18 protein-coding genes are annotated in these 21,427 nt (G+C 60.3%); 6 read left to right on the top strand and 12 right to left on the bottom strand.

All coding sequences use genetic code 11. The features are described from left to right. Positions 1–114: 114 nt before the first annotated feature. From AACY36_RS17450 to AACY36_RS17440, 3 genes are all read right to left on the bottom strand, one after another. Positions 115–2,463, bottom strand: coding sequence for an FdhF/YdeP family oxidoreductase (locus AACY36_RS17450; protein WP_339419940.1), 2,349 nt, complete (start codon positions 2,461–2,463; stop codon positions 115–117). Beyond that, positions 2,460–3,299 (bottom strand): formate dehydrogenase accessory sulfurtransferase FdhD, encoded by an 840-nt coding sequence (gene fdhD / locus AACY36_RS17445; RefSeq protein WP_339497352.1) that lies wholly within the window; start codon positions 3,297–3,299, stop codon positions 2,460–2,462. The genes AACY36_RS17450 and fdhD overlap by 4 nt, the downstream gene beginning before the upstream one ends. A 103-nt stretch (positions 3,300–3,402) precedes the next feature. After that, complete coding sequence (locus AACY36_RS17440) at positions 3,403–4,284, bottom strand: LysR family transcriptional regulator (protein WP_339419944.1); 882 nt, start codon at positions 4,282–4,284, stop codon at positions 3,403–3,405. Positions 4,285–4,416: 132 nt separating this feature from the next. Here AACY36_RS17440 and lysM point away from each other — a divergent pair, with 132 nt between their 5' ends. Beyond that, positions 4,417–4,857, top strand: a complete 441-nt coding sequence (lysM, locus tag AACY36_RS17435) for a peptidoglycan-binding protein LysM (RefSeq protein ID WP_339419946.1) — start codon at positions 4,417–4,419, stop codon at positions 4,855–4,857. Positions 4,858–4,966: 109 nt separating this feature from the next. Here the strand turns inward: lysM and yrfG are convergent, their stop codons facing one another. After that, positions 4,967–5,629: a GMP/IMP nucleotidase gene (gene yrfG, locus AACY36_RS17430; protein WP_339427349.1), complete on the bottom strand. Its 663-nt coding sequence runs from the start codon at positions 5,627–5,629 to the stop codon at positions 4,967–4,969. A gap of 87 nt (positions 5,630–5,716) precedes the next feature. Between yrfG and nudE the strand changes: the two genes are divergently transcribed. Beyond that, the gene (gene nudE / locus AACY36_RS17425; protein ID WP_065875823.1) at positions 5,717–6,283 is read left to right on the top strand and encodes an ADP compounds hydrolase NudE; all 567 of its coding nucleotides are present in this window, start codon (positions 5,717–5,719) and stop codon (positions 6,281–6,283) included. Then, the gene (gene cysQ, locus AACY36_RS17420) at positions 6,280–7,116 is read left to right on the top strand and encodes a 3'(2'),5'-bisphosphate nucleotidase CysQ (protein WP_339419951.1); all 837 of its coding nucleotides are present in this window, start codon (positions 6,280–6,282) and stop codon (positions 7,114–7,116) included. Before nudE ends, cysQ begins: the two co-directional genes overlap by 4 nt. 63 nt (positions 7,117–7,179) lie before the next feature. On the opposite strand, the gene AACY36_RS17415 is transcribed toward cysQ, so the two are convergent. From AACY36_RS17415 to rfbB, 7 genes are read right to left on the bottom strand one after another with little or no spacing between them, the layout of a single operon-like run. After that, positions 7,180–7,635, bottom strand: coding sequence for a YiiD C-terminal domain-containing protein (locus tag AACY36_RS17415; protein ID WP_339419953.1), 456 nt, complete (start codon positions 7,633–7,635; stop codon positions 7,180–7,182). 26 nt (positions 7,636–7,661) lie between these two features. Then, the gene (locus AACY36_RS17410) at positions 7,662–9,038 is read right to left on the bottom strand and encodes a sigma-54-dependent transcriptional regulator (protein WP_339419955.1); all 1,377 of its coding nucleotides are present in this window, start codon (positions 9,036–9,038) and stop codon (positions 7,662–7,664) included. Next, positions 9,035–10,843 carry a sensor histidine kinase gene (locus AACY36_RS17405; RefSeq protein ID WP_339419957.1) on the bottom strand — a complete coding sequence of 603 codons (1,809 nt, stop codon included), beginning with the start codon at positions 10,841–10,843 and terminating at the stop codon, positions 9,035–9,037. Before AACY36_RS17405 ends, AACY36_RS17410 begins: the two co-directional genes overlap by 4 nt. A gap of 36 nt (positions 10,844–10,879) precedes the next feature. After that, a complete protein-coding gene (rfbD, locus tag AACY36_RS17400; protein ID WP_339419959.1) occupies positions 10,880–11,749 on the bottom strand; it encodes a dTDP-4-dehydrorhamnose reductase in 870 nt (289 codons plus the stop codon). Beyond that, positions 11,746–12,291, bottom strand: coding sequence for a dTDP-4-dehydrorhamnose 3,5-epimerase (rfbC, locus tag AACY36_RS17395; protein ID WP_339419961.1), 546 nt, complete (start codon positions 12,289–12,291; stop codon positions 11,746–11,748). Before rfbC ends, rfbD begins: the two co-directional genes overlap by 4 nt. Further along, a complete protein-coding gene (rfbA, locus tag AACY36_RS17390; protein WP_339419963.1) occupies positions 12,288–13,163 on the bottom strand; it encodes a glucose-1-phosphate thymidylyltransferase RfbA in 876 nt (291 codons plus the stop codon). The genes rfbC and rfbA overlap by 4 nt, the downstream gene beginning before the upstream one ends. After that, a complete protein-coding gene (rfbB, locus tag AACY36_RS17385) occupies positions 13,160–14,242 on the bottom strand; it encodes a dTDP-glucose 4,6-dehydratase (protein ID WP_339497350.1) in 1,083 nt (360 codons plus the stop codon). The genes rfbA and rfbB overlap by 4 nt, the downstream gene beginning before the upstream one ends. Positions 14,243–14,393: 151 nt before the next feature. Between rfbB and AACY36_RS17380 the strand changes: the two genes are divergently transcribed. From AACY36_RS17380 to AACY36_RS17370, 3 genes are all read left to right on the top strand, one after another. Beyond that, the gene (locus tag AACY36_RS17380) at positions 14,394–17,306 is read left to right on the top strand and encodes an aminotransferase (RefSeq protein WP_339497348.1); all 2,913 of its coding nucleotides are present in this window, start codon (positions 14,394–14,396) and stop codon (positions 17,304–17,306) included. Positions 17,307–17,424: 118 nt separating this feature from the next. Then, positions 17,425–18,531, top strand: a complete 1,107-nt coding sequence (aguA, locus tag AACY36_RS17375) for an agmatine deiminase (RefSeq protein ID WP_339427345.1) — start codon at positions 17,425–17,427, stop codon at positions 18,529–18,531. A 234-nt stretch (positions 18,532–18,765) separates the two neighbouring features. Continuing rightward, on the top strand, positions 18,766–18,981 hold the full coding sequence (locus tag AACY36_RS17370) for a hypothetical protein (protein ID WP_339427344.1): 216 nt from the start codon (positions 18,766–18,768) through the stop codon (positions 18,979–18,981). A 61-nt stretch (positions 18,982–19,042) separates the two neighbouring features. Here AACY36_RS17370 and AACY36_RS17365 read toward each other — a convergent pair whose 3' ends face one another. Further along, positions 19,043–21,130 carry a TonB-dependent receptor gene (locus AACY36_RS17365; RefSeq protein ID WP_339497347.1) on the bottom strand — a complete coding sequence of 696 codons (2,088 nt, stop codon included), beginning with the start codon at positions 21,128–21,130 and terminating at the stop codon, positions 19,043–19,045. Positions 21,131–21,427: the final 297 nt, after the last annotated feature.

The following is a 21,427-nucleotide window of genomic DNA, read 5'->3' as shown; positions in this document are numbered from 1 at the left end:
CGCTAAGTTGCTGTTTTAGCTGGGGAACTTAAGTCAAATTAGTGAGTCTTTTGCTACTTGGGAATGGCCGCTTTTATGCAAAAGCGGCCTTTTTTTGCCCGGAATTCATGGCATTTACGCCGAGCGGGCCATGATCAAGCCATTGTCACTTGCCGCTTCCAAGCGGATCGCCACGAACTTCGACGTCGGCGTATGGCTGCCATCCCCGGTGCTTTCCAGCGGCACCAGTGGATTAACTTCCGGGTAATAAGCCGCAGCCTGCCCCGCCGGAATATCAAACGCCAACAAGGTAAAGCCTTTCACGCGGCGCTCACGCCCGTCTTCCCACAGCGACACGATGTCGGCCTTCTGCCCAGGTTTGAAGCCCAGGCGGATGATGTCGGCTTCGTTGACGAACAGTACGTCACGCTGGCCCTTGACCCCGCGATAACGGTCGTCCAGGCCGTAAATAGTGGTGTTGTACTGATCGTGGGAGCGCATCGACTGCATGATCAGGTCCGGCACGCGGCCGGTGGCGTGGGTGCGTTCATGGATCAGGTCTTTGGGCAGGATGTTCGGGCGGAAGTTGGCGCGGCCCGACGGCGTGTTCCAGCGGCGCGCACCTGCGGAATTACCCAAGTAGAAACCGCCCGGATTTTTGATCTTCTCGTTGAAGTCCTTGAAGCCAGGAATGGTGTCGGCGATCAGGTCGCGGATACGCCCGTAGTCCGCCACAAGCCAATTCCAATCCACGGGTTTGCTACCCAAGGTGGCGGCCGCAATGCCCGCGAGGATTGCCGGCTCCGATTTCATCAGCTTCGACAGCGGCTGCAGTTGGCCGTTGGAACCGTGCACCATGCTGAACGAGTCCTCTACCGTTACCGCTTGCGGGCCATCGGCCTGGATATCAATGTCGGTACGGCCCAGGCACGGCAGGATCAGCGCGTCTTTGCCGTGCATCAGATGGCTGCGGTTGAGCTTGGTGCTGATCTGTACGGTCAGGTCGCAATTGCGCAAGGCTTCGAAGGTGCGTGGGCTGTCCGGCGTCGCTTGGGCGAAGTTGCCGCCCAGGCCGATAAACACCTTGGAGCGGCCTTCGAGCATGGCGTGAATCGCCTCGACCACGTTGTGGCCGTTGTCACGCGGCACCTGGAACTGGAAACGTCGCTCCAGGGAATCGAGAAACGCCACCGGTGGGCGTTCGTTGATGCCCATGGTGCGGTCGCCTTGCACGTTACTGTGCCCACGCACCGGGCACAGGCCGGCGCCAGGGCGGCCAATGTTGCCGCGCAGCAGCATCAGGTTGGCGATTTCCTGGATGGTCGGCACCGAGTGGCGGTGCTGGGTGATGCCCATCGCCCAGCACATGATCACGTTCTTGCCTTTGGCGTACATGCGCGCCGCTTGCTCAATCTCGACCAGGGTCAGGCCGGACTGCTCGACGATTTCTTCCCAAGAGGTGTCGTCGATCTTGCCCAGGTAATCCAGCACATTAGCGGTGTGTTCGTTGAGGAAGTTGTGGTCGAACACCGCTTCCTTGCCTTCGGCCTGGGCCTGGCGTTCCCACAGCAGCAGGAACTTGGCCATGCCGCGCAAAATTGCCATGTCACCACCCAGCGCCGGGCGGAAGTACGCGGTATTAGTCGGTTTGTCGCCGTTGGTGAGCATTTCCAGCGGGTGTTGCGGGTGTTGGAAGCGTTCCAGGCCGCGCTCTTTCAGCGGGTTGATGCACACCACCTGGGCGCCGCGTTTAACCGCTTCGCGCAGCGGTTCGAGCATGCGCGGGTGGTTGGTGCCGGGGTTCTGGCCCCAGACAAAAATCGCGTCGGCATGTTCGAAGTCATCAAAGGTCACGGTGCCTTTGCCCACGCCCACGCTCTGCGCCAGGGCCACGCCGCTGGCTTCGTGGCACATGTTCGAGCAATCCGGAAAGTTGTTGGTGCCGTAGGCGCGCACAAACAGCTGGTACAGGTACGCCGCTTCATTGCTGGCGCGGCCCGAGGTGTAAAACTCGGCCATGTCCGGGCTAGGGAGGGCGTTGAGGTGTTTGCCGACCAAGTCGAAGGCCGCTTCCCAACTGATGGGCAGGTAGCGATCGGTTTCGGCGTCGTAGCGCATCGGCTCGGTCAGGCGGCCCTGGTATTCCAGCCAATAGTCGCTCTGTTCAATCAAGGCGCTGACGCTGTGCTTGGCGAAGAACGCAGCATCCACGCGACGTTTGGTGGCTTCCCAGTTCACCGCCTTGGCGCCGTTTTCGCAGAACTTGACCATGCCGCTTTCCGGCGAGTCGCCCCAGGCGCAGCCCGGGCAGTCGAAACCGCCGTTCTGGTTGGTCTTGAGCATCATGCGCAGGTTTTTCAGCGCGTTGTCGCTGGTCAGCCACGCCTGGGCCACGCTGATCAGTGCGCCCCAGCCGCCAGCCGGGCCTTTATAGGGCTTGTAGCGTGGGGTTGGGGTTTGGTCGGCTTGGTGATGATTGCTCATGGCTGGTACTCCATCGCAGGGCTGTAGACCCGCGGCGCGCTTTTCTGCGGCAGGTGGATGAGATTGAGGTTGTGCCGGCGCGCCCATTGCAGGGCCAGGCCGGTGGGTGACGACAGGCTTACCAGGGTCTGGATGCCCGCGCGCAGGACTTTCTGTATCAATTCGAGGCTGCAACGGCTGGTGACAATCGCCAAGCCGCTGTCAGTCGGGATCTTTTGACGGATGAGTGCGCCAATCAACTTGTCCAGGGCGTTATGCCGGCCGATGTCTTCGCGGCCCAGCAGCAATTCTCCCTGGCCGTTCATAAATACCGCCGCATGCACCGCGCCACTGTATTGGCCCAAGGGCTGGAACGCGCTGATGCGCTGGCGCAGGCCGTCGAGCCATTCGGCAGGCGGCAAGGGTGCGCCGCGCAGCACTTGCAGGTCTGGCAAGGCTTGCTCCACCGCCTCCACGCCGCACAGGCCACAGCCGCTGGTGCCGGCCAACTGGCGGCGCTGCTGCTTGAGGTTCCAGAAGGCACGGCTGGAGATCTGCACCTGAGCGTATTGGGTCGAGCCCGAACCGCTGAGTTTAAGATCATATATGTCGCTAACGTCGGTGATAATGCCGCTTCCTAGGCTGAAGCCGATGATGAAGTCTTCCAGGTCGGTGGGCGTTACCAGCATGACCGCCTGGCTGATGTCGTTGTAGGCAATCGCCAACGCCACTTCTTCCGCCAATGCAGTACTGGCGACTTCTGTGTGTTCGAGGTTGCAAAACTGGTAGCTCTGGCTGGCGGCGGGCGCGGGCGTTTCAACAGCGGGCGCCGCGCAGACTGGACGCTTGGCGTTCATGGGGCAGTACCACCGACGGATTGATCAGTGCTCAGACTAGGCGCGACAAAGCGTCACGTCTAATTGCCAGTACTGATCTATCGATAGATGACGTCGATCAAGATTAGATTTGCGATTTCTGATACAGCGCGAAACACGCCTCCGCCAACGCTGAACGCGGCGCGCTGCGGCGCATGATGAACCCCAGGCGGGCCAGTGTATGAGCGTCTTCGATCGGCTGCAGGCGCAGATGTTCGGTGAGCGCATCCAACCCCCCATCCAGCGGCATCACCGCGCAGCAGAGGCCGCCGTGCACAGCTTGTAACAACTGATGGACGGCATCGGTCTGCAGCAAGGGTTGCGGGTTGAGCCCACGGCTGTGGAAGTTGTGGTCAATGGATTGGCGAAAGTGCATGCCACTGGTCAGCATGCCCAGCGGCAGCTCGATCAGCGCTTCCCAGCTCAACGGCGTGTCACCAAAACTAAAGAAGCGCTGGTCGTAAAGCAGGCCCATACGGGTTTCGCCCAACGCCAGCGAGTCGAAGCGTTCGTTGTCCAGGCGTTCGAGGTAAGACACGCCCAGGTCCAGCCGATTGCTCGCCAATTGTTCAAGGATCTGTTCGGAGCTGAGCGCCGACAGCTCGAAGCGCAGGCTCGGATGTTCTCTATGCAGTTGCTGCATCAACGCCAAGGGATCGAAGCTCGACAACGGCACTACGCCCAGGCGCAACGTACCCACCAGGTTACCGCGACAAGCTGCCGCTTCGGCCTGCAAACCGTCATATGCCGCCAGCACCGTGCGAGCCCAGGCCAGCACCCGTTCACCGGGGGCGGTAAAACCTTCGAAGCGCTGGCCACGGTTGACCAACGATAGATCAAGCTCTTCTTCAAGGTTGCGCAGGCGCATCGACAGAGTCGGTTGGGTGATGTGGCAGCGCGCCGCCGCCTGGCCGAAGTGACGGGTTTCGTCGAGGGCGATGAGGAATTTCAGCTGTTTGATGTCCATCTTCGCTCCAGGGCATATTCCAATGGCGGTGGGATTCTAGCGCGTTTGGGTCTTGGGCCGGGCTGGAACCCAAATCCACAGGACTGGTCTAGTCTTGGGCATCTGGAAATCAAAAACCAAGGAGAGCGCACTATGAGCATTTTTAGCTTTATCAAGGAAGCTGGCGAAAAGATTGTGGACCTGTTGACGCCGGGTAATGCAAACGCCAGTGAGCAGTTGAAGGACCACGTGTCCAAAGTGGGTCTGGGTAATCCGAACGTGCAGACCACGGTAGAGGGCGACAAGGTGACGGTGACCGGTGAAGTCGCCACCCAGGAAGAGAAAGAGAAGATTCTGCTGGCGCTGGGCAATATTGCCGGTGTGGCCAGTGTGGATGACCAGATCACTGTCACGGGGCCGGCTGTCGAGGCTGCCACTTTTGTCGTAGTGAAAAAGGGCGACACGCTGAGTGCTATTTCTCTCTCGGTGTACGGTAACGCCAATTTGTATAACAAGATTTTCGAGGCGAACAAGCCGCTGTTGTCCCATCCGGACAAGATCTATCCAGGCCAGACGCTGCGTATTCCCAAGTAATACGAAGGCCTGAATGTGGGAGCGGGCTTGCTCGCGAAAGCGGTGGATCAGTCACCCAATATATTGACTGACACACTGCCTTCGCGAGCAAGCCCGCTCCCACATTGGGTTAGAGTCCGGCAATGAGATCTCGGTAATCACCAACCGCTGCGAATTCAGCGGTGTCCTTGGGCCCTTTCTTACTGTCCGGCTCTTTCACCGCCAGCAAATGCCCCACGCCAAACGCCTGGGCGCTGCGCAGGATCGGCAACGTGTCATCGATAAACAGGCTGCGGGCGGGGTCGAAGTTGATGTCGGCTTGCAGGGCATCCCAGAATTGCGGGTTTTCCTTGGCGAAACCGTAGTCGTGGGAGCTGATCAACCGTTCGAAATACGGCGCCAGTTCAATGCGTTCCAGCTTCAATGACAGTGAATCACGATGCGCGTTGGTGATCAGGATCACACGCTTGCCGGCCATTTTGATTGCCGCCAGGAACGTGTCGGCATCCGGGCGCAGGGCGATCAAGTGGGCAGTCTCCAGCTTGAGTTCGCGCACCGGGATCTTCAGCTCCGCGCTCCAGAAATCCAGGCAATACCATTGCAACTGTCCGGCGTTATGCTCGAACAGGGGCTGCAACTCCATCTCGGCCATGGCACGGCTTACGCCGTGCAACTCGGCGTAACGCTGGGGCAGGTGCTCCATCCAGAAGTGGTTGTCGTAATGCAGGTCGAGCAGGGTGCCGTCCATGTCCAGCAGGACGGTGTCGATGGCGTGCCAGGGCAAAGAGGGCATGGGGCGTTCTCATGTAAGTAAAGATATCCGACACAGACAATCGGAAAAGCCACGGTATAGTAACCCGATCACGCCAAGGAGCCGCTTATGCGCCAGAAACCCACCGTCCTCGCCCGCGAAATAGTCGCCAGTAGCCGTTTGTTCCGCGTGGAGGAAGTGCAATTGCGCTTTTCCAATGGCGTTGAACGAACCTACGAACGCCTTGTGGGCCGCGGTGCCGGCTACGGTGCGGTGATGATCGTGGCGATGATCGATGAGGATCATGCATTGCTGATTGAAGAGTATTGCGGTGGCACCGACGAGTATGAGCTGTCCTTGCCCAAGGGCCTGATCGAACCCGGTGAAGATGTGCTGGCGGCAGCCGATCGCGAACTCAAGGAGGAAGCCGGCTACGGCGCGCGGCAGTTGGAACACATTACCGAGTTGTCGTTGTCGCCCGGTTACATGAGTCAGAAAATCCAGGTGGTGCTGGCCACCGACCTCTACGAAGAACGCCTTGAAGGCGATGAACCTGAGCCGATGCGTGTGGACCGGGTGAACCTGCGCGAGCTGTCGATGCTTGCGCAAAACGAACAATTCAGCGAAGGCCGCGCCCTGGCCGCGCTGTACCTGGTACGAGACCTGTTGACCCAGCGTGGAGCGTTTACTGCATGAGCGAACTGTTTTTAGGCCACGCGTTTATTGCCCCTGTGATCGAACTGGCACGCCAGGCGGGTGAAGTGATAATGCCGTACTGGCGCGCTGATGTGGCGGTGACTTCCAAGGCCGACGATTCGCCGGTGACGGCGGCGGACCTGGCCGCGCACCATCTGATTCTGGCAGGCCTGACCGCGCTGGACCCGAGCATTCCGGTGCTGTCCGAGGAAGACGCCGACATCGACCAGAGCGTGCGTGCCGGCTGGCAGCGCTGGTGGTTGGTTGACCCGTTGGACGGTACCAAGGAGTTTATCGCCGGCACCGAAGAGTTCACCGTCAATATCGCCCTGATTGAACGAGGCCGCGTGGTGTTTGGCGTGGTGTCGATGCCCACCAACGGGCGTTGTTACTTCGGTGGCGCGGGCCTGGGCGCTTGGCGTTCGGACGTCAATGAAGCGCCCAAACAGATTCAGGTGCGCGCCGCGCCGGCGGCGGGTGAGTCATTTACTGTGGTCGCCAGCCGTCGCCATACAAGTCCTGAGCAGGAACGTTTGCTGGACGGTTTGAGCGAAAGCTTGGGTGAGCTGAAACTGGCGAATATCGGCAGTTCGTTGAAGTTTTGCCTGTTGGCCGAAGGCAGCGCCGATTGTTATCCGCGTTTGGCACCCACTTCCCAATGGGACACGGCAGCAGCCCAAGGCGTGCTGGAAGGTGCGGGAGGCGAGGTGCTGGAGTTGAGCGGCGCGCCGTTCAGTTATCCGGCGCGGGAATCATTATTGAATCCATTCTTCTTGGCCTTGCCGGCAAAAGCGGCGTGGCGTGAGCGGTTGCTGACCCTGGCCCGGTCATGAGGCTACAGTAGATCAAACTGTGGGAGCGGGCTTGCTCCCACATGTGGTTTTGCGTGATGGCGGCTAGCGGTGCAAGACGTACTGCCCGGTAAAGGCCACTGCCCTCTGCTCACTGCCCTCATTCACAACCCACGTCTCCAACGCCAACCGCGCACGAGCATAACGCTTATACGTCGCCACAAAGCGTTTCCACACTTTCTCCTCCGGCGCCTGGCACACCACCGTCGCATCCCGCGTAACCGGCAGCGGATAACTGATCTGCCCCTCCTGAATCACGATATGTCCGTCTTCAATCCCTTCTTCGCGCAGCTGCAAGTGCAGCCAGCCCCAGCCCGCCAGGACTGCGCCGCAATACAGGCTGCCGCCGAACATCGTGCTCTTATGGTTGATATTGGCTTGCAAGGGCAGGTGCAGTTCCAACTGCCCGTGCTGCCAATCGAGCACTTTGAGGCCCATTTCCCGCGTGAGGGGGATGTCGTGGTGAAGGATGGATTCCAGGTAACGGCTGTCGCGGCTCATGGGGGCCTCTTGGCAGGTGGGGGCGTTCATTCGTCGTCGCCACTTTGGTTGGCGAAGTTCAGGCCGTGCTTGCGCAGTTTGTCGTGCAAGGTTTTGCGCGGTACGCCCAAGGCTTCGGCCAGGCTTCGCATGGAGCTGTGCGGGCGGGTCAGTTCGGCGGCAATCAGGCTTTTTTCGAACTGCTCGACTTGCTCGCTGAGGCCGCCGGGCGTGGAGGTCAGGGCACCGGCTGATGGATTGTCCGGTGTGTTATCCAGCGCCAGTTCCAGGCCAAGCGCGAAGCGTTCGGCAGCGTTTTGTAGCTCGCGCACGTTGCCCGGCCAGCTATGACGCAGCAGCAGCGCGCGCTGGCCCGGTTGCAGCTCGTGCAGCGGCAGGCCGTGGCGGCTGCTGGCTTCATCGGCAAAATGTTGGAACAGCATCAGCGCATCTTCACCGCGCTCACGCAGCGGTGGAATACGCAGCGGCGCGACGTTGAGGCGGTAATACAAGTCGGCACGGAAACGGCCCTGGTCGGCGGACTGGCGCAGGTCTTCCTTGGTCGCGGCGATGATGCGGATATCCAGCGGTATCAGCTGATTGCCGCCCAGGCGCTCGACTACACGCTCTTGCAACAGGCGCAAGAGTTTGACCTGTACATCCAGGCTCATGCTTTCGATTTCATCGAGGAATAAAGTACCGCCGTTGGCAAATTCGAATTTACCGATCCGGCGTTTCTGCGCGCCGGTAAACGCGCCGGGTTCATGGCCGAACAGTTCGCTTTCCACCACGGACTCGGCCAAAGCGCCTGCGTTGATTGCCACAAACGGACCGCTGCGGCGGCTCGACAGGTCATGCAGCGCGCGCGCCACCACTTCTTTGCCGGCGCCGGTTTCGCCGAGGATCAGCACATCGGCTCTGGTCGCCGCCAGTGCACCGATCTGTTCGCGCAGGCGCAGCATTTGTGGCGAGTGCCCCACCAGGCGTGTGCTTAATTGCTGGCGGTCGCTGAGGGCCAGGCGCAGACTGCGGTTGTCCAGCACCAGGCGGCGCAAGGCCAGGGCGCGGCGCACGCTGTCGAGCAGGGCATCGCTGGCGAAGGGTTTTTCGAGGAAGTCATACGCCCCGGCGCGCATGGCTTGCACCGCCAGCGGCACATCGCCGTGGCCGGTGATCAGCAGCACCGGCAGGTCCGGGTCCTGGCCGTGCAGTTCGGCGAGCAACTCCAGGCCGTCCATGCCGGGCATGCGGATGTCGCTGACCACCACGCCCGGCCAATCCCGCGACAGGCGCGCGGTAAGGCCGGTGGCTTCGCCCAGGGTCAGGACTTTCAGCCCGGCCAGGTCCAGGGTCTGGCACAGGGCCTGACGCAGGTGTGGATCGTCGTCGATCAACACCACCTGAATCTGGTTATCGATACTCATACACTGCGGTCCTCGGACGGTTGCAGACTGACGCCCGGCGAGCCGGCACGCAATTTCAAGGTTAACAGCGCGCCGCCTTCCTTGTGGTTGGCAAACAGCAGTTCACCGCCAAAGGCGCGCATCAGGGTTTCACAGATCGCCAGCCCCAACCCCAGGCCCTGGGTGCGGGTCTTGGTGGTGTAGAACGGCTCGCTGGCGCGGCCCAGGGCCTCCATGCAAAAGCCTGGGCCGTTGTCGCGAATGTAAAGGTTGACGCCCTGTTCGGTGGTTTCGGCACTCAGCCAGAGTTTGCGCGGCGGGCCTTTTTCGGTGAGGGCGTCGAGGGCATTGGCCAGCAGGTTGCCGAGCACCTGGCGTAATCGGGTTTCACCGGCCTGTACCCACAATGTTGCCTCCGGCAAATCGCGGATCAGCTCCACTTCCATTGACCGACGCCGCTTGGCCAGCAAGGCCAGCGCATCGTCCAATGCCGGTTGCAGGGCCACGCTTTCGGGCGCATGCCGGTCGCGACGGGCAAAGGCGCGCAAGTGGGCGATGATCGAGGCCATGCGCCCGGTCAGTTCGCTGATCAGCTTGAGGTTGCCGCGCGCGTCGCTGGTGCGCTCGTGGTCGAGCAAGATTTCGGCATTTTCCGCATAGCTGCGAATCGCTGCCAGAGGCTGGTTGAGTTCGTGGCTGATGCTCGCCGACATGGTGCCCAGCGCCGACAGTTTGCCGGCCTGCACCAGGTCGTCCTGGGCACGCACCAGCTCCTGCTGAGCGTGCTCGCGCTCCAGCACTTCCTGTTTCAGGCGCCGGTTGAGGCCTTCAAGGTCACTGGTCCGTTCGACCACCCGCGCTTCCAGCTCGCGCCGGGCCTTGGCTTCAAAGGCGATGCGTTCCAGGTAATGGCGGCGACGTTGCATCATCAAGCCCAGTAACAGCATCAACACCAACAGCGTGGCGCCGCCCACGGCAACGACTGTGCGTACCGGGCGGTTGATCAACGAACGTGGCGCGAGGATTTCCACGTTCCAGCCGGTCTCGGCGAGGGCTGTGGATTGGCGAAGCCAGGCGGTGCTGCTCAGGCTCAGAGGCTGTGGATCGCGTGTGGGGTAGGGCTGGATGGCGATGATGGCCTGGCGCTCTTCAGCCGTCAGCGGTCGGGTGGCGCGGAATCGCCACTGTGGTCGCGACGTGAGAATCACCACGCCGTTATGGTCGGTGACCAGCAGTTGTTCCGGGGTGTTGCCCCACAGGCTTTCGGTGTGGTCCAGGTCGACCTTGACCACCAGCACACCGGTGATTTTATCGCCATCGCGCACGGCGGCGGCGAAGAAGTAGCCGCGCTTGGCCGACGTGGTGCCCAACCCGAAAAAACGCCCCAGGCGCCCGGCCATGGCTTCGCTGAAGTAGGGGCGGAACGAGAAATTGCGCCCGACAAAGCTGTCTTGCTTATCCCAATTGGAGGCGGCGAGGGTCTTGCCGGTGGCGTCCATCAGGTACATCACCTCCACCCCGGCCTGGGCGGCGACGTCCTTGAGCAGCAGGTTGGCGTTGACCAGGTTGGTGCTGACCTGGGGTGCGCCAAGTGCGGTGCGCAAGGCCGGCAGGTCGCCAAGAATTTGTGGCAGTACTTCGTAGCGGTGCAGGGTGCCCAGCAGGTTGGCCACGTACAGGTCAAGGGTTTGGCGATTCTGGCCGGCCAACTCACTGCGGTAATAACGCTCGGCCAGGCGCTCCAGCGGCCACAGCAGCGGTGCCAGGCACAACGCCAACAGGGCGAGGCTGCGCCAGCGAGGTCTACGCGGGAGGGGTGGAGTCATGGGGTTCGTGCGCCTGTGGGTACAGGCGCATTATGCCTAGTGCTGCTCTGCAAGACACTCGCGCAATGCGTCTTGCCACGGCGGTTGGCTGACGTGCCATTGCTGCTGCAGGCGACTGCAATCGAGACGCGAGTTCAATGGGCGCCTGGCTGGCGTCGGGTAGGCGCTGGCAGGGATCGGCTCCAGTTCAGCGCAGGCGTTGCCTTGCTTGCGCAGATGCTCGCCAATCGCCTCGGCAAACCCGAACCACGACGTTTCGCCTCTGGCAGTCAAGTGATAGACACCCCATTCACCCGGCTCGCCCGCCTGCCAGCGCTCGATCAACCTACGCGTGCTGTGGGCGATGCTGCCGGCCCAGGTTGGCGCGCCGATTTGGTCGGCGACGATGCGCATCTGCGGCTTTTCCTGTAACAGGCGCTGCATGGTCAGCAGGAAGTTCTTGCCGTGGCTGGAGTAGACCCAGCTGGTGCGCAGGATCAAGTATTTGCCGCCAACGGCCGTAATCGCCTGCTCGCCCGCCAGTTTGCTCTGGCCATAGACCCCCAGCGGGTTCGGCGTGTCGGCTTCGGTGTAGGGGGCGGGTTTGCTGCCGTCGAACACGTAGTCGGTGGAGTAGTGGATCAACGGGATGCCCAGGGTTTTGGCTTCCTGCGCGAGAACGCCGGGGGCGATGGCGTTGATCGCGAACGCCACGTCTGGCTCGCTTTCAGCTTGATCGACAGCCGTGTGGGCGGCGGCGTTGATGATCAGGTCAGGGCGATGGGCGCGGACCTGCTGGCGGATCTGGTCTGGGTTGGCCAGGTCGAGGTGGTCGCGGCCGAGAACGATGAGATCGCCGAGGTCCTGGAGCCGAAGTTGCAGTTCGCGGGAGACTTGGCCGTGTTGGCCGGTGATCAGGATTTTCATGGGAATAGATCGGCATCTTTCAGGCTTTTGCCATTTTGATCCTTGGCGGACATATTCGGGATGCCGGCAAACTGCCAATCAATATTGAGATCAGAATCGTTCCAGCGAATGCAGCGTTCAGCAGAGGGTGTGTAGTAATCAGTTGTTTTATAGAGGAATTCAGCATAATCACTGAGCACCACAAAACCATGTGCAAATCCTGGCGGAATCCACAGCTGCCGGCTATTTTCGGCAGACAACCGTACGCCCGCCCATTTGCCAAAGTGAGAAGAGCTGCGGCGGATATCCACAGCTATGTCCAATACTTCCCCAGCTATCACGCGCACCAACTTCCCTTGGGCATGTTCGATCTGGTAGTGCAAGCCGCGCAACACACCTTTTTGCGAGCGCGAGTGGTTGTCCTGCACGAAGTGCTGTTGCAACCCGGTGGCATGGGCAAAGTCCCGGGCGTTGTAGCTCTCATAAAAGAAGCCGCGCTCATCGCCAAAAACCTTCGGCTCGATGATTAGTACACCGGGCAGCTCAGTGGCGGTTACGTTCATGAAGTCTCTCCTGCGAGAGTGAACAGATATTGACCATAACCGGTCTTGCCAAAGTATTTGGCACGCTCCAGCAGATAGTCGCGGTCGATCCAACCATTTTCGTAGGCGATCTCTTCAAGGCAAGCTACCTTCAGGCCTTGGCGGTGCTCAATGGTTTGTACATAGGTGGAGGCTTCGAGCAAGCTGTCATGGGTGCCGGTATCCAACCAGGCAAAACCGCGTCCGAAGCGCTCTACATGGAGTTCACCACGCTTGAGATAGGCGTTGTTTACGTCAGTAATCTCCAATTCGCCGCGAGGTGAAGGCTTGACCGCTTTGGCAATTTTGATTACTTCGTTGTCGTAGAAATACAAACCGGTAACGGCATAGGAAGATTTGGGCTTGGTCGGTTTTTCTTCGATAGAAAGGGCGCGTCCTTCTTTGTCGAAGTCGATCACTCCGAAGCGTTCCGGATCTTTGACCCAGTAGCCGAACACGGTGGCGCCAGAAGGGCGTTCGGCCGCAGTACGCAGCTGATCACCGAAGTGTTGGCCGTGAAAGATATTGTCGCCCAGAATCAGGCAAACCGGATCTTGCCCAATGAACTCTTCGCCAATGATAAACGCCTGGGCCAAACCATCCGGCGAAGGCTGCTCGGCATAGCTTAAACGCACGCCAAATTGACTGCCATCCCCGAGCAAGTTGCGGTACTGAGGTAAGTCCACAGGGGTGGAAATCACCAGGATGTCCTTGATCCCCGCCAGCATCAGCACCGAGATCGGGTAATAGATCATCGGTTTGTCATACACCGGCAGCAGTTGCTTGGACACGCCCAAGGTAATGGGGTGCAAACGGGTACCTGAGCCACCCGCCAATACGATTCCCTTCATCATGCAATCAAATCCTTCATGTCGGTGTTGCCCAAACGTTCGCCTTGATAACTGCCGTCCTGGACCCCGCGGCACCAATCCAGGTTTTCGAGGTACCACTGCACCGTCTTGCGCAGGCCGCTCTCAAACGTTTCTTCGGGAACCCAGCCTAATTCGCGTTCGATCTTGCTCGCATCGATCGCATAACGCTGATCGTGACCAGGGCGATCTTGGACGAATGTGATCAGATCGGTGAATTGCTCTACACCAGAGGGGCGTTGCGGTGCCAGCTCTTCCAGCAGCGCACAGATACCACGCACCACATCGATGTTTTTTTGCTCATTGTGACCTCCAATATTATAGGTCTCGCCCACCACACCTTCGGTTACAACTTTCAACAATGCTCGGGCATGATCATCCACGAACAGCCAATCACGAACTTGTAAACCGTCCCCATAAACCGGCAATGATTTGCCTGCGAGAGCGTTCAGAATCACCAGCGGAATGAGCTTCTCTGGAAAGTGGAAGGGCCCGTAGTTGTTCGAGCAGTTAGTCAACAGTACTGGCAGGCCGTAAGTGCGTTGCCAAGCACGCACCAGATGGTCGGACGCTGCCTTGCTCGCAGAGTACGGTGAGCTTGGCGCGTACGGCGTGGTTTCGGTGAACAGGTCGTCCACGCCGTGCAAGTCGCCGTACACTTCGTCGGTAGAAATGTGGTGAAAACGGAAGGCACTCTTGGCAGGCTCTGCCAGCTTATGCCAATAAGCCCGGGTAGCTTCCAGCAGGCTATAGGTACCCACAATGTTTGTTTGAATAAAATCAGACGGACCATCGATCGAACGGTCGACATGAGACTCGGCCGCCAGGTGCATGATCGCCTGGGGCTCAAAACGTGCCAACACTGCGCTGACAGTAGCCTGGTCGACAATATCGGCCTGGACGAACTCATACCGGCTATTGCCCGCGATGCTGCTCAGCGATTCCAGGTTGCCGGCATAAGTGAGCTTGTCCAGATTGAGCACTTCGTGCTCGGTGTGTTGAATCAGGTGGCGAATCAGGGCGGAGCCGATAAAACCAGCACCGCCGGTGATGAGAATGCGCATGTCGGAGGGCCTTTTTCTTAAACGGACAGTAAGCGAATGGAGCATAGCTTGAGTTGTGCGGCGGGGTGGTGCAAGCGCCGGATGCGTAGGGGGTTGCCTAACCCCCTGAACAATGGCGATATACACCCCTAAAAAACCGAGGCTTCCCTCCATGTTGCTCGCCACCCTGATCCATCGCGCCAGTCTACCCTGCCCGCAAGTTGGCCCCGATCAGGCGGCTCGGCTGCTCGAGGAGCATTACGGCCTGACGGGCTCCCTGTACTCGTTGGGGAGCCAGCAGGACCTCAACTACAGAGTCGACAGCCCGCGCGGCCGGTTTGTTCTGAAAATCTGCCGCGGTGACTACGCTGCCGTTGAGCTGCAGGCCCAGCACGCGGCGCTCAATGCTCTACAGGCCCAAGCCGATGTGCACGTGCCCAAGGTCATCAAAGCCGTGAGCGGTGAAGAATTGCTGACCCTGACCCTCGACAGCCAAACCCTGCACGTGCGGGTGCTGGGCTATATCGATGGCCAGCCGTTGACCCATCAGCCTCACTTGGGCCGTGAGGTCATTGCACGTTTCGGTGATCTGTGTGGGCGGATGAGCCAAGTGCTGGCCTCGTTCGAACACCCGGGCCTGGAACGTACCCTGCAATGGGACCCGCGCCATGCCCCGGAGCTGATCGCCCATCTGCTGGCAACCCTGGAAAACCTGCCCCACCGCGAAGCACTGGAGCACGTGGTCGGGCAGGTCGAAGACCACCTCCGTCCCCTGGCTGATCATCTACCGTGGCAAGCGGTGCACATGGACATCACCGATGACAACGTCGTGTGGCAGCGTGATGCGCAACGTCACTGGCAACTTCAGGGCGTTATCGATTTCGGCGATCTGGTGCACACCTGGCGCATCGCCGATCTGTCAGTGACCTGCGCCGCGTTGCTGCACCACGCCGAGGGCGATCCCTTTGCCATCTTGCCTGCGATCCAGGCCTGTCATGCGGTGACACCGTTGCAACACGAAGAATTGCAGGCGCTGTGGCCGCTGATCGTTGCGCGGGCGGCGGTGCTGGTGTTGAGCAGCGAGCAGCAGCAACGCCTGGATCCAGATAACAGCTACCTGCTGAAAAACGCCGAACATGAGTGGGAAATTTTCCACGTGGCGACGTCAGTGCCGTTTGAGTTGATGGAGGCGGCGATCCTGGATTGTGTCGGGCAGGCGTTGGCGCCGATTGCCGGCCAAGGCTTCGCGCCCTTGCTACCGGGCCTGGTAGGACGTGAGTTTGCGTTGATCGACCTGGGCGTGCTCAGCCCGCATTTCGAGGCAGGCAACTGGGAACAGGCGGGAATTGACCAGCGCTTGTTGCAGGATGCAGCCGCAGTGCACGGCTTGGCCGCCAGTCGATACGGGCAGTACCGCTTGTCGCGTACGCAGCCCGACAGTGCTTATGAACCTGAGACGTTCGCGTTGCACGTCGAGCTGCACGTGCCCAAGGGCACCTCTATCGAGGCGCCGTTTGCGGGCATCGTCCGCCCTGGCGTGAATGGCGAACTGCGTGTGCACTGCAGCGAAGCCAATGTGCGGTTGTGGGGTGCCAACGCGCTGTTGCAGCCTGGCACCGCCGTACTCAAGGGCCAGGTGATCGGTGAGGTCGAAGGCCCGCTGACCGTGCAACTGTGCCGTGTTGGCTTTCCGGCGCCGCTGTTCTGCACGCCGTCCCGGGCGCAGGCGTGGCAGGCGCTGTGCCCCTCGCCGGCGGCACTGCTGGGGCTGGCGTGCGACGCAGAGCCCGAGTTGGACCCTGAGGCCCTGCTCGCTCGCCGCGACGCCAGTTTCGCCCGTTCGCAAAAGCACTATTACGTAGACCCACCGCGCATCGAACGCGGCTGGCGCAACCACCTCATCGACATGCAGGGCCGTTCGTACCTCGACATGCTCAACAACGTGGCAGTGCTGGGCCATGGCCACCCGCGCATGGCGGCAGTGGCGGCGCGCCAGTGGTCGCTGCTCAATACCAACTCACGTTTTCACTACGCGGCGATTGCCGAGTTCTCCGAGCGCTTGCTGGCGCTGGCGCCGCAAGGCATGGACCGCGTGTTCCTGGTCAACAGCGGCACCGAGGCCAATGACCTGGCGATCCGCCTGGCCTGGGCCTACAGCGGCGGCCGCGACATGCTCAGCGTGCTCGAGGCTTACCACGGTTGGTCGGTGGCGGCAGATGCGGTGTCCACCTCGATTGCCGACAACCCCCAGGCGCTGAGCAGTCGCCCGGACTGGGTGCACCCGGTGACCGCACCCAATACTTATCGAGGTGAGTTCCGCGGGCAGGACAGTGCGCCTGATTACGTACGAAGCGTGGAACACAACCTGGCGAAAATCGCCGCGAGCAAACGCCAACTGGCAGGGTTCATCTGCGAGCCGGTGTACGGTAACGCCGGCGGCATCTCCCTGCCGCCGGGCTATTTGCAGCAGGTGTATGCACTTGTCCGCGCCAGGGGCGGCGTGTGCATCGCCGATGAAGTGCAAGTGGGTTACGGCCGTATGGGGCATTTTTTCTGGGGCTTTGAAGAGCAGGGCGTGGTGCCCGATATCATCACCATGGCCAAGGGAATGGGGAACGGCCAGCCGTTGGGGGCGGTGATCACCCGTCGCGAAATCGCCGAGGCGCTGGAGGCTGAGGGGTACTTCTTCTCATCGTCCGGGGGGAGCCCGGTGAGTTGCCGGATCGGCATGGCCGTATTGGATGTGATGGAGGAAGAAAAGCTGTGGGAAAACGCCCAGGTGGTCGGTGGGCATTTCAAGGCGCGGCTGGAAGAATTGATCGATCGACATCCATTAGTGGGCGCTGTCCATGGCTCCGGGTTTTATCTCGGCCTGGAATTGGTGCGCGACCGGCGCACCCTGGATCCGGCCACTGAGGAGACCGCCTTGCTATGCGACCGCCTGCGGGAGCTGGGGATCTTCATGCAGCCCACGGGTGATTATTTGAACATTCTCAAGATCAAGCCGCCGATGGTCACGTCCAAACGCAGCGTGGATTTCTTTGTCGACATGCTGTCGAAGGTGCTGGAGGAACACGCGCAATAATCGATTGTTATCGGCTATGTTCTGTCATGTTCATCTACTATGATCTTATGTTGCTTTTAAAGCCGATTTATATCCGTTATAAAGTCGGCCTTTACCCCCATTCGGAGTCCTGATCGCCATGACCACCCTGCACAGCACCCCCCGCGCCGATGGCTTCCACATGCCTGCCGAATGGGCGCCACAGACTCAAACCTGGATGATCTGGCCAGAGCGCCCGGACAACTGGCGCCTGGGCGCTAAGCCAGCGCAGGCCGCTCACGTGGCGGTGGCCAAGGCCATCGCACGGTTTGAGCCGGTGACCGTAGCGGTTTCCGCCGGCCAGTACGAAAATGCCCGCGCGCGCCTGGATGTGCCGAATATCCGGGTGGTGGAGATGTCCAGCGATGACGCCTGGGTGCGCGACACCGGGCCGACCTTCGTGATCAACAACAGCGGCGAAGTGCGCGGTGTGAACTGGGACTTCAACGCCTGGGGCGGTTTTGATGGCGGCCTGTATTCGCCGTGGAACCGCGATTCGCAGGTCGGCGGCAAGATCCTCGAGATCGAACGGGCCCCGCGCTATCGCACCGAAGGCTTTGTGCTGGAGGGCGGTTCGATCCATGTTGACGGCGAAGGCACCCTGATCACTACCGAAGAATGCCTGCTCAACCGCAATCGCAACCCGCACTTGGGCCGTGCCGAGATTGAAGCGGTGCTGAGTGCCAACCTGGCTGTGGATAAAATTATCTGGTTACCAGACGGCCTGTTCAACGACGAGACCGACGGCCATGTGGATAACTTCTGCTGCTACGTGCGCCCTGGCGAAGTGCTGCTGGCCTGGACCGATGACCCGCAAGACCCGAACTACGCACGCTGCCATGCCGCCATGGACGTGCTGCAAAGCAGCACCGATGCCCAGGGTCGCTCGTTCACAGTGCATAAAATGCCGATCCCGGGACCGCTTTACGCGACGGAGGAAGAATGCGCCGGTGTCGATCCGGTTGACGGGACCCAGGAGCGTAATCCGACCGTGCGGTTGGCCGGTTCCTACGTCAACTTTTTGATCGTCAATGGCGGCATCATTGCGCCGAGCTTCGATGACCCGCTGGACAGCGTGGCCAAGACAATCCTGCAGGACCTGTTCGCGCAGCACGAAGTGGTGATGGTGCCGGGCCGCGAACTGTTACTGGGTGGCGGTAATATCCATTGCCTGACCCAACAACAGCCAGCCCCGCACAAAAACTGAGTGCACTTGTAACAGTGTCATGGCGCTAGCCGGGTGCTCCCCGGTTTCAGCGCCAACAGCAAGCCCGCAGCCCTGCAAGGTTGCGGGCTTTTTTGTGTCGGCATACCTATAAACACGAGACATTGGCATAGCTCTTGTATCGCTGTTGTCACAGTGGCCCAGGGCGATGACTGCGCAGTTCTGTCATAAACCTTGAGTAAGTTAGCCGCTCACGCAGTAGGAGAGAGCGCAGAAATGAACGCCGATATTAACCCGATGTACACGCGCACGTTTCACCCCTTGCGGGTCAATGGTGACGCGATCCATGCGCTGGCGCTCTGGTTGAAGGAAAACGGTTCGCGACAGATCAGGCAACAGCCTGACTTGCACAGTGTGATGCGTGAACGCTACCCGGCGGGGTTGTTCAGTGAGGACGAAGTGCATGCGTTTTGTGACGTGTTGAGTAGCTAAAGCACCACCGAAATCAACTGTGGGAGCAGGCAAGCCAGCTCCCTCACTGACCGCGTTTTCCTCAAAAGCTATAGGTGCCGGTCACGACGAGACTGCGCGGCTCCCCTGGCTGGATCTGCGCCACACTGGTCGCCGACGCGTAGTAGGTTTTATCCGCGATGTTGTTCAGCGCCGCCCTTACATCCCACGCCTTCTGACGGAACCCCGCCAACGCATCCCAGCGGCCATAACCCGGTAACACCACGGTGTTGAGGCTGTCGGCATAACGGTCGCCGACCAGCGTCAGGCCGGTTTCCGCGTACCAGCCCATCTCCGGTTTCCAGGTAATGAACAGGCTGCCATTACGCTTGGCCACATCGCTGACGCGCTTGCCTTCAAAGCCGTTGTTGTCCTTCTCGACCGTGGCATTCTGCAAGCCCACACCACCGCGTACATACCAGTTTCCGACGATTTTTCCGGTGGCGGTCAGCTCCACGCCGCGTGAGCGCTGCAAGCCGCTGAGCAGGGTGATGGTGCGGTCCAGCGGGTCGCTGGTGCGGCGGTTGTAGAGTTCCAGTTCGTACACGGCGAGAGTGGTGCTCAGGCGGTCGTCGAACCAGTTGCTCTTGACCCCGATTTCCTTCTGCTTGGTCAGCTCAGGGCTCAGGTCGTTGACGCTGCCGGCGGCGTTCGGGGTGATGCCGATCAAGCCGCCGCCCGCTGGGGAGAACGTCTTGCTCCATGAGGCATAGAACGAGTGATGTTCCAGCGGCGTCCACACCAGGCCAAAACGCGGGCTGGTGCTGTGGCTTTTGACGGCCTGCTGGGTGTTGAGCAGCTTGTTCTTGGTGTCTACCTCGAAGCGGTCGTAACGCAGGCCGGCCAGGATTTGCCACTGGTCATTCAGGCGCAGTTGATCCTGTACATAGATGGCGCGACTGCCGACTTCGGTGTGGTTGTTGCTTTGCAGGCTCATCCGCCCGGTGTGGCTGAGGTTGCGATTGGGCTGGTTGAGATCCAGGGGCGGCACGACGCGGCCGCCTTGTGCGACGGCAGTGGCGGTATACAGCTTCGGGTCGCGGCGCTGGCTGCCCAGTTCAAGGCCGGTGAGCAAGCGGTGCTCCAGGCCGAAGGTGCTGAAGCCGCCTTCCAGCTCGACGTTGTTGAAGATGTTGAGAGTGGTCAGGTCCTGCTGCCAGCGCTGGCGCGTGACACGGTTGGTCGACGGGGTATAGGCGGTGACGTAGGTATTGTCGAAATCGCTGTCGAGCTTGAACACACCCAGGGTCTGGCGCAGTTGCCAGTTGGCGTTGAGCTCATAGGCCAGCTTGGAGCGCAGCGACTGGGTTTTGTCGTCGATGTAGTCCCGGCTGTCGCCGTAGGTGGTGCTTCGGCTCACGTCAGCCGGGCGCCCGTTCACCCCAGGAATGCCACGGTCGGGCGTGCGGTTGTAGCGACTGTATTCGTATTGCACCAGCCAGTTCAGGTCTGGGGTCAGTTGCCAGCTCAAGGACGGCGCGAAGAGCTGGCGGTTGCCGCTCACACCGTCGCGAAAGCTGTTGTTGTCCTGGTTACCCATGTTCAGGCGCAGGCTCATGTTATCGGTGGGGTCGGTGCTGAGGTCGGCGTACACGCTGCGCAAATCATTGCTGGCGCCTTGGGCCTCAATGCTCGACGTGTGTCCGGCAATAGGCAGCTTGCTCACACGGTTGACGATTCCTCCCTGACCGCCTCGCCCGTAAAGTACTGCCGCAGGCCCCTTGAGCACTTCGATGCGCTCGATGTTATGCAGGTCGCGAATGTATTGGCTGTCGTCACGAATGCCATCAAGGTAGAAGTCATTGCTCGCGTCGAAACCGCGGATGCGCAAACTGTCGAAACGTGTGTCGGCGCCGCTGCTGACGTTCGGGATGCCGCTTAACGCCTGGCCAAGGTCATTGGTGCCGTAGGCGCGCAGGCTTTCGGTCTTCACTGAATCGATGGCCTGGGGCACATAGCGCACGGGTGTGGCGGTGCGGGTGGCCGTGCTGGTTTCCTTGACCCGCGGGTCGTCTTCGTCAGCTTCGGCACTGATCGAGGTTTCAGGCAAGGTGGTGGCCGCACAGGCAAAACCGGCAGACAGCAGAACGCAAAGCCCAAGGGTGATGGGCGTCAGGCGAAGAGCAGGCATGAAGGCATGTATCCGAATTGTTTGGGAGGAAAACTGCGCGTTAATGGTAATGCTTTGCATTTGCGCGCGTTATCTATTACCAAACGTATTGACTTCGAAATATGTTACGAGATGTGTTTCAAAGGCATTTGAAGGGGGTTTTTTGTCGTTTTCAGAACAGCAATAGGCCCTTTTTTAGAATTATTTCGCCTAAATACAGACGATTCACGAAATTGACACATAGTTCAACGCGCGACTAGGATTGCGCCCAACGCCTTTGGCTAACAGCCATGACTCATCCAATAAAAAAGGCCCGCG

This window comes from Pseudomonas sp. EA_15y_Pfl1_P101 (genome assembly GCF_963970835.1).
Taxonomy (GTDB): domain Bacteria; phylum Pseudomonadota; class Gammaproteobacteria; order Pseudomonadales; family Pseudomonadaceae; genus Aquipseudomonas; species Aquipseudomonas tritici.
Note: the sequence above shows the minus strand (reverse complement) of the source record. Positions and strands in the feature narration are given on the sequence as shown.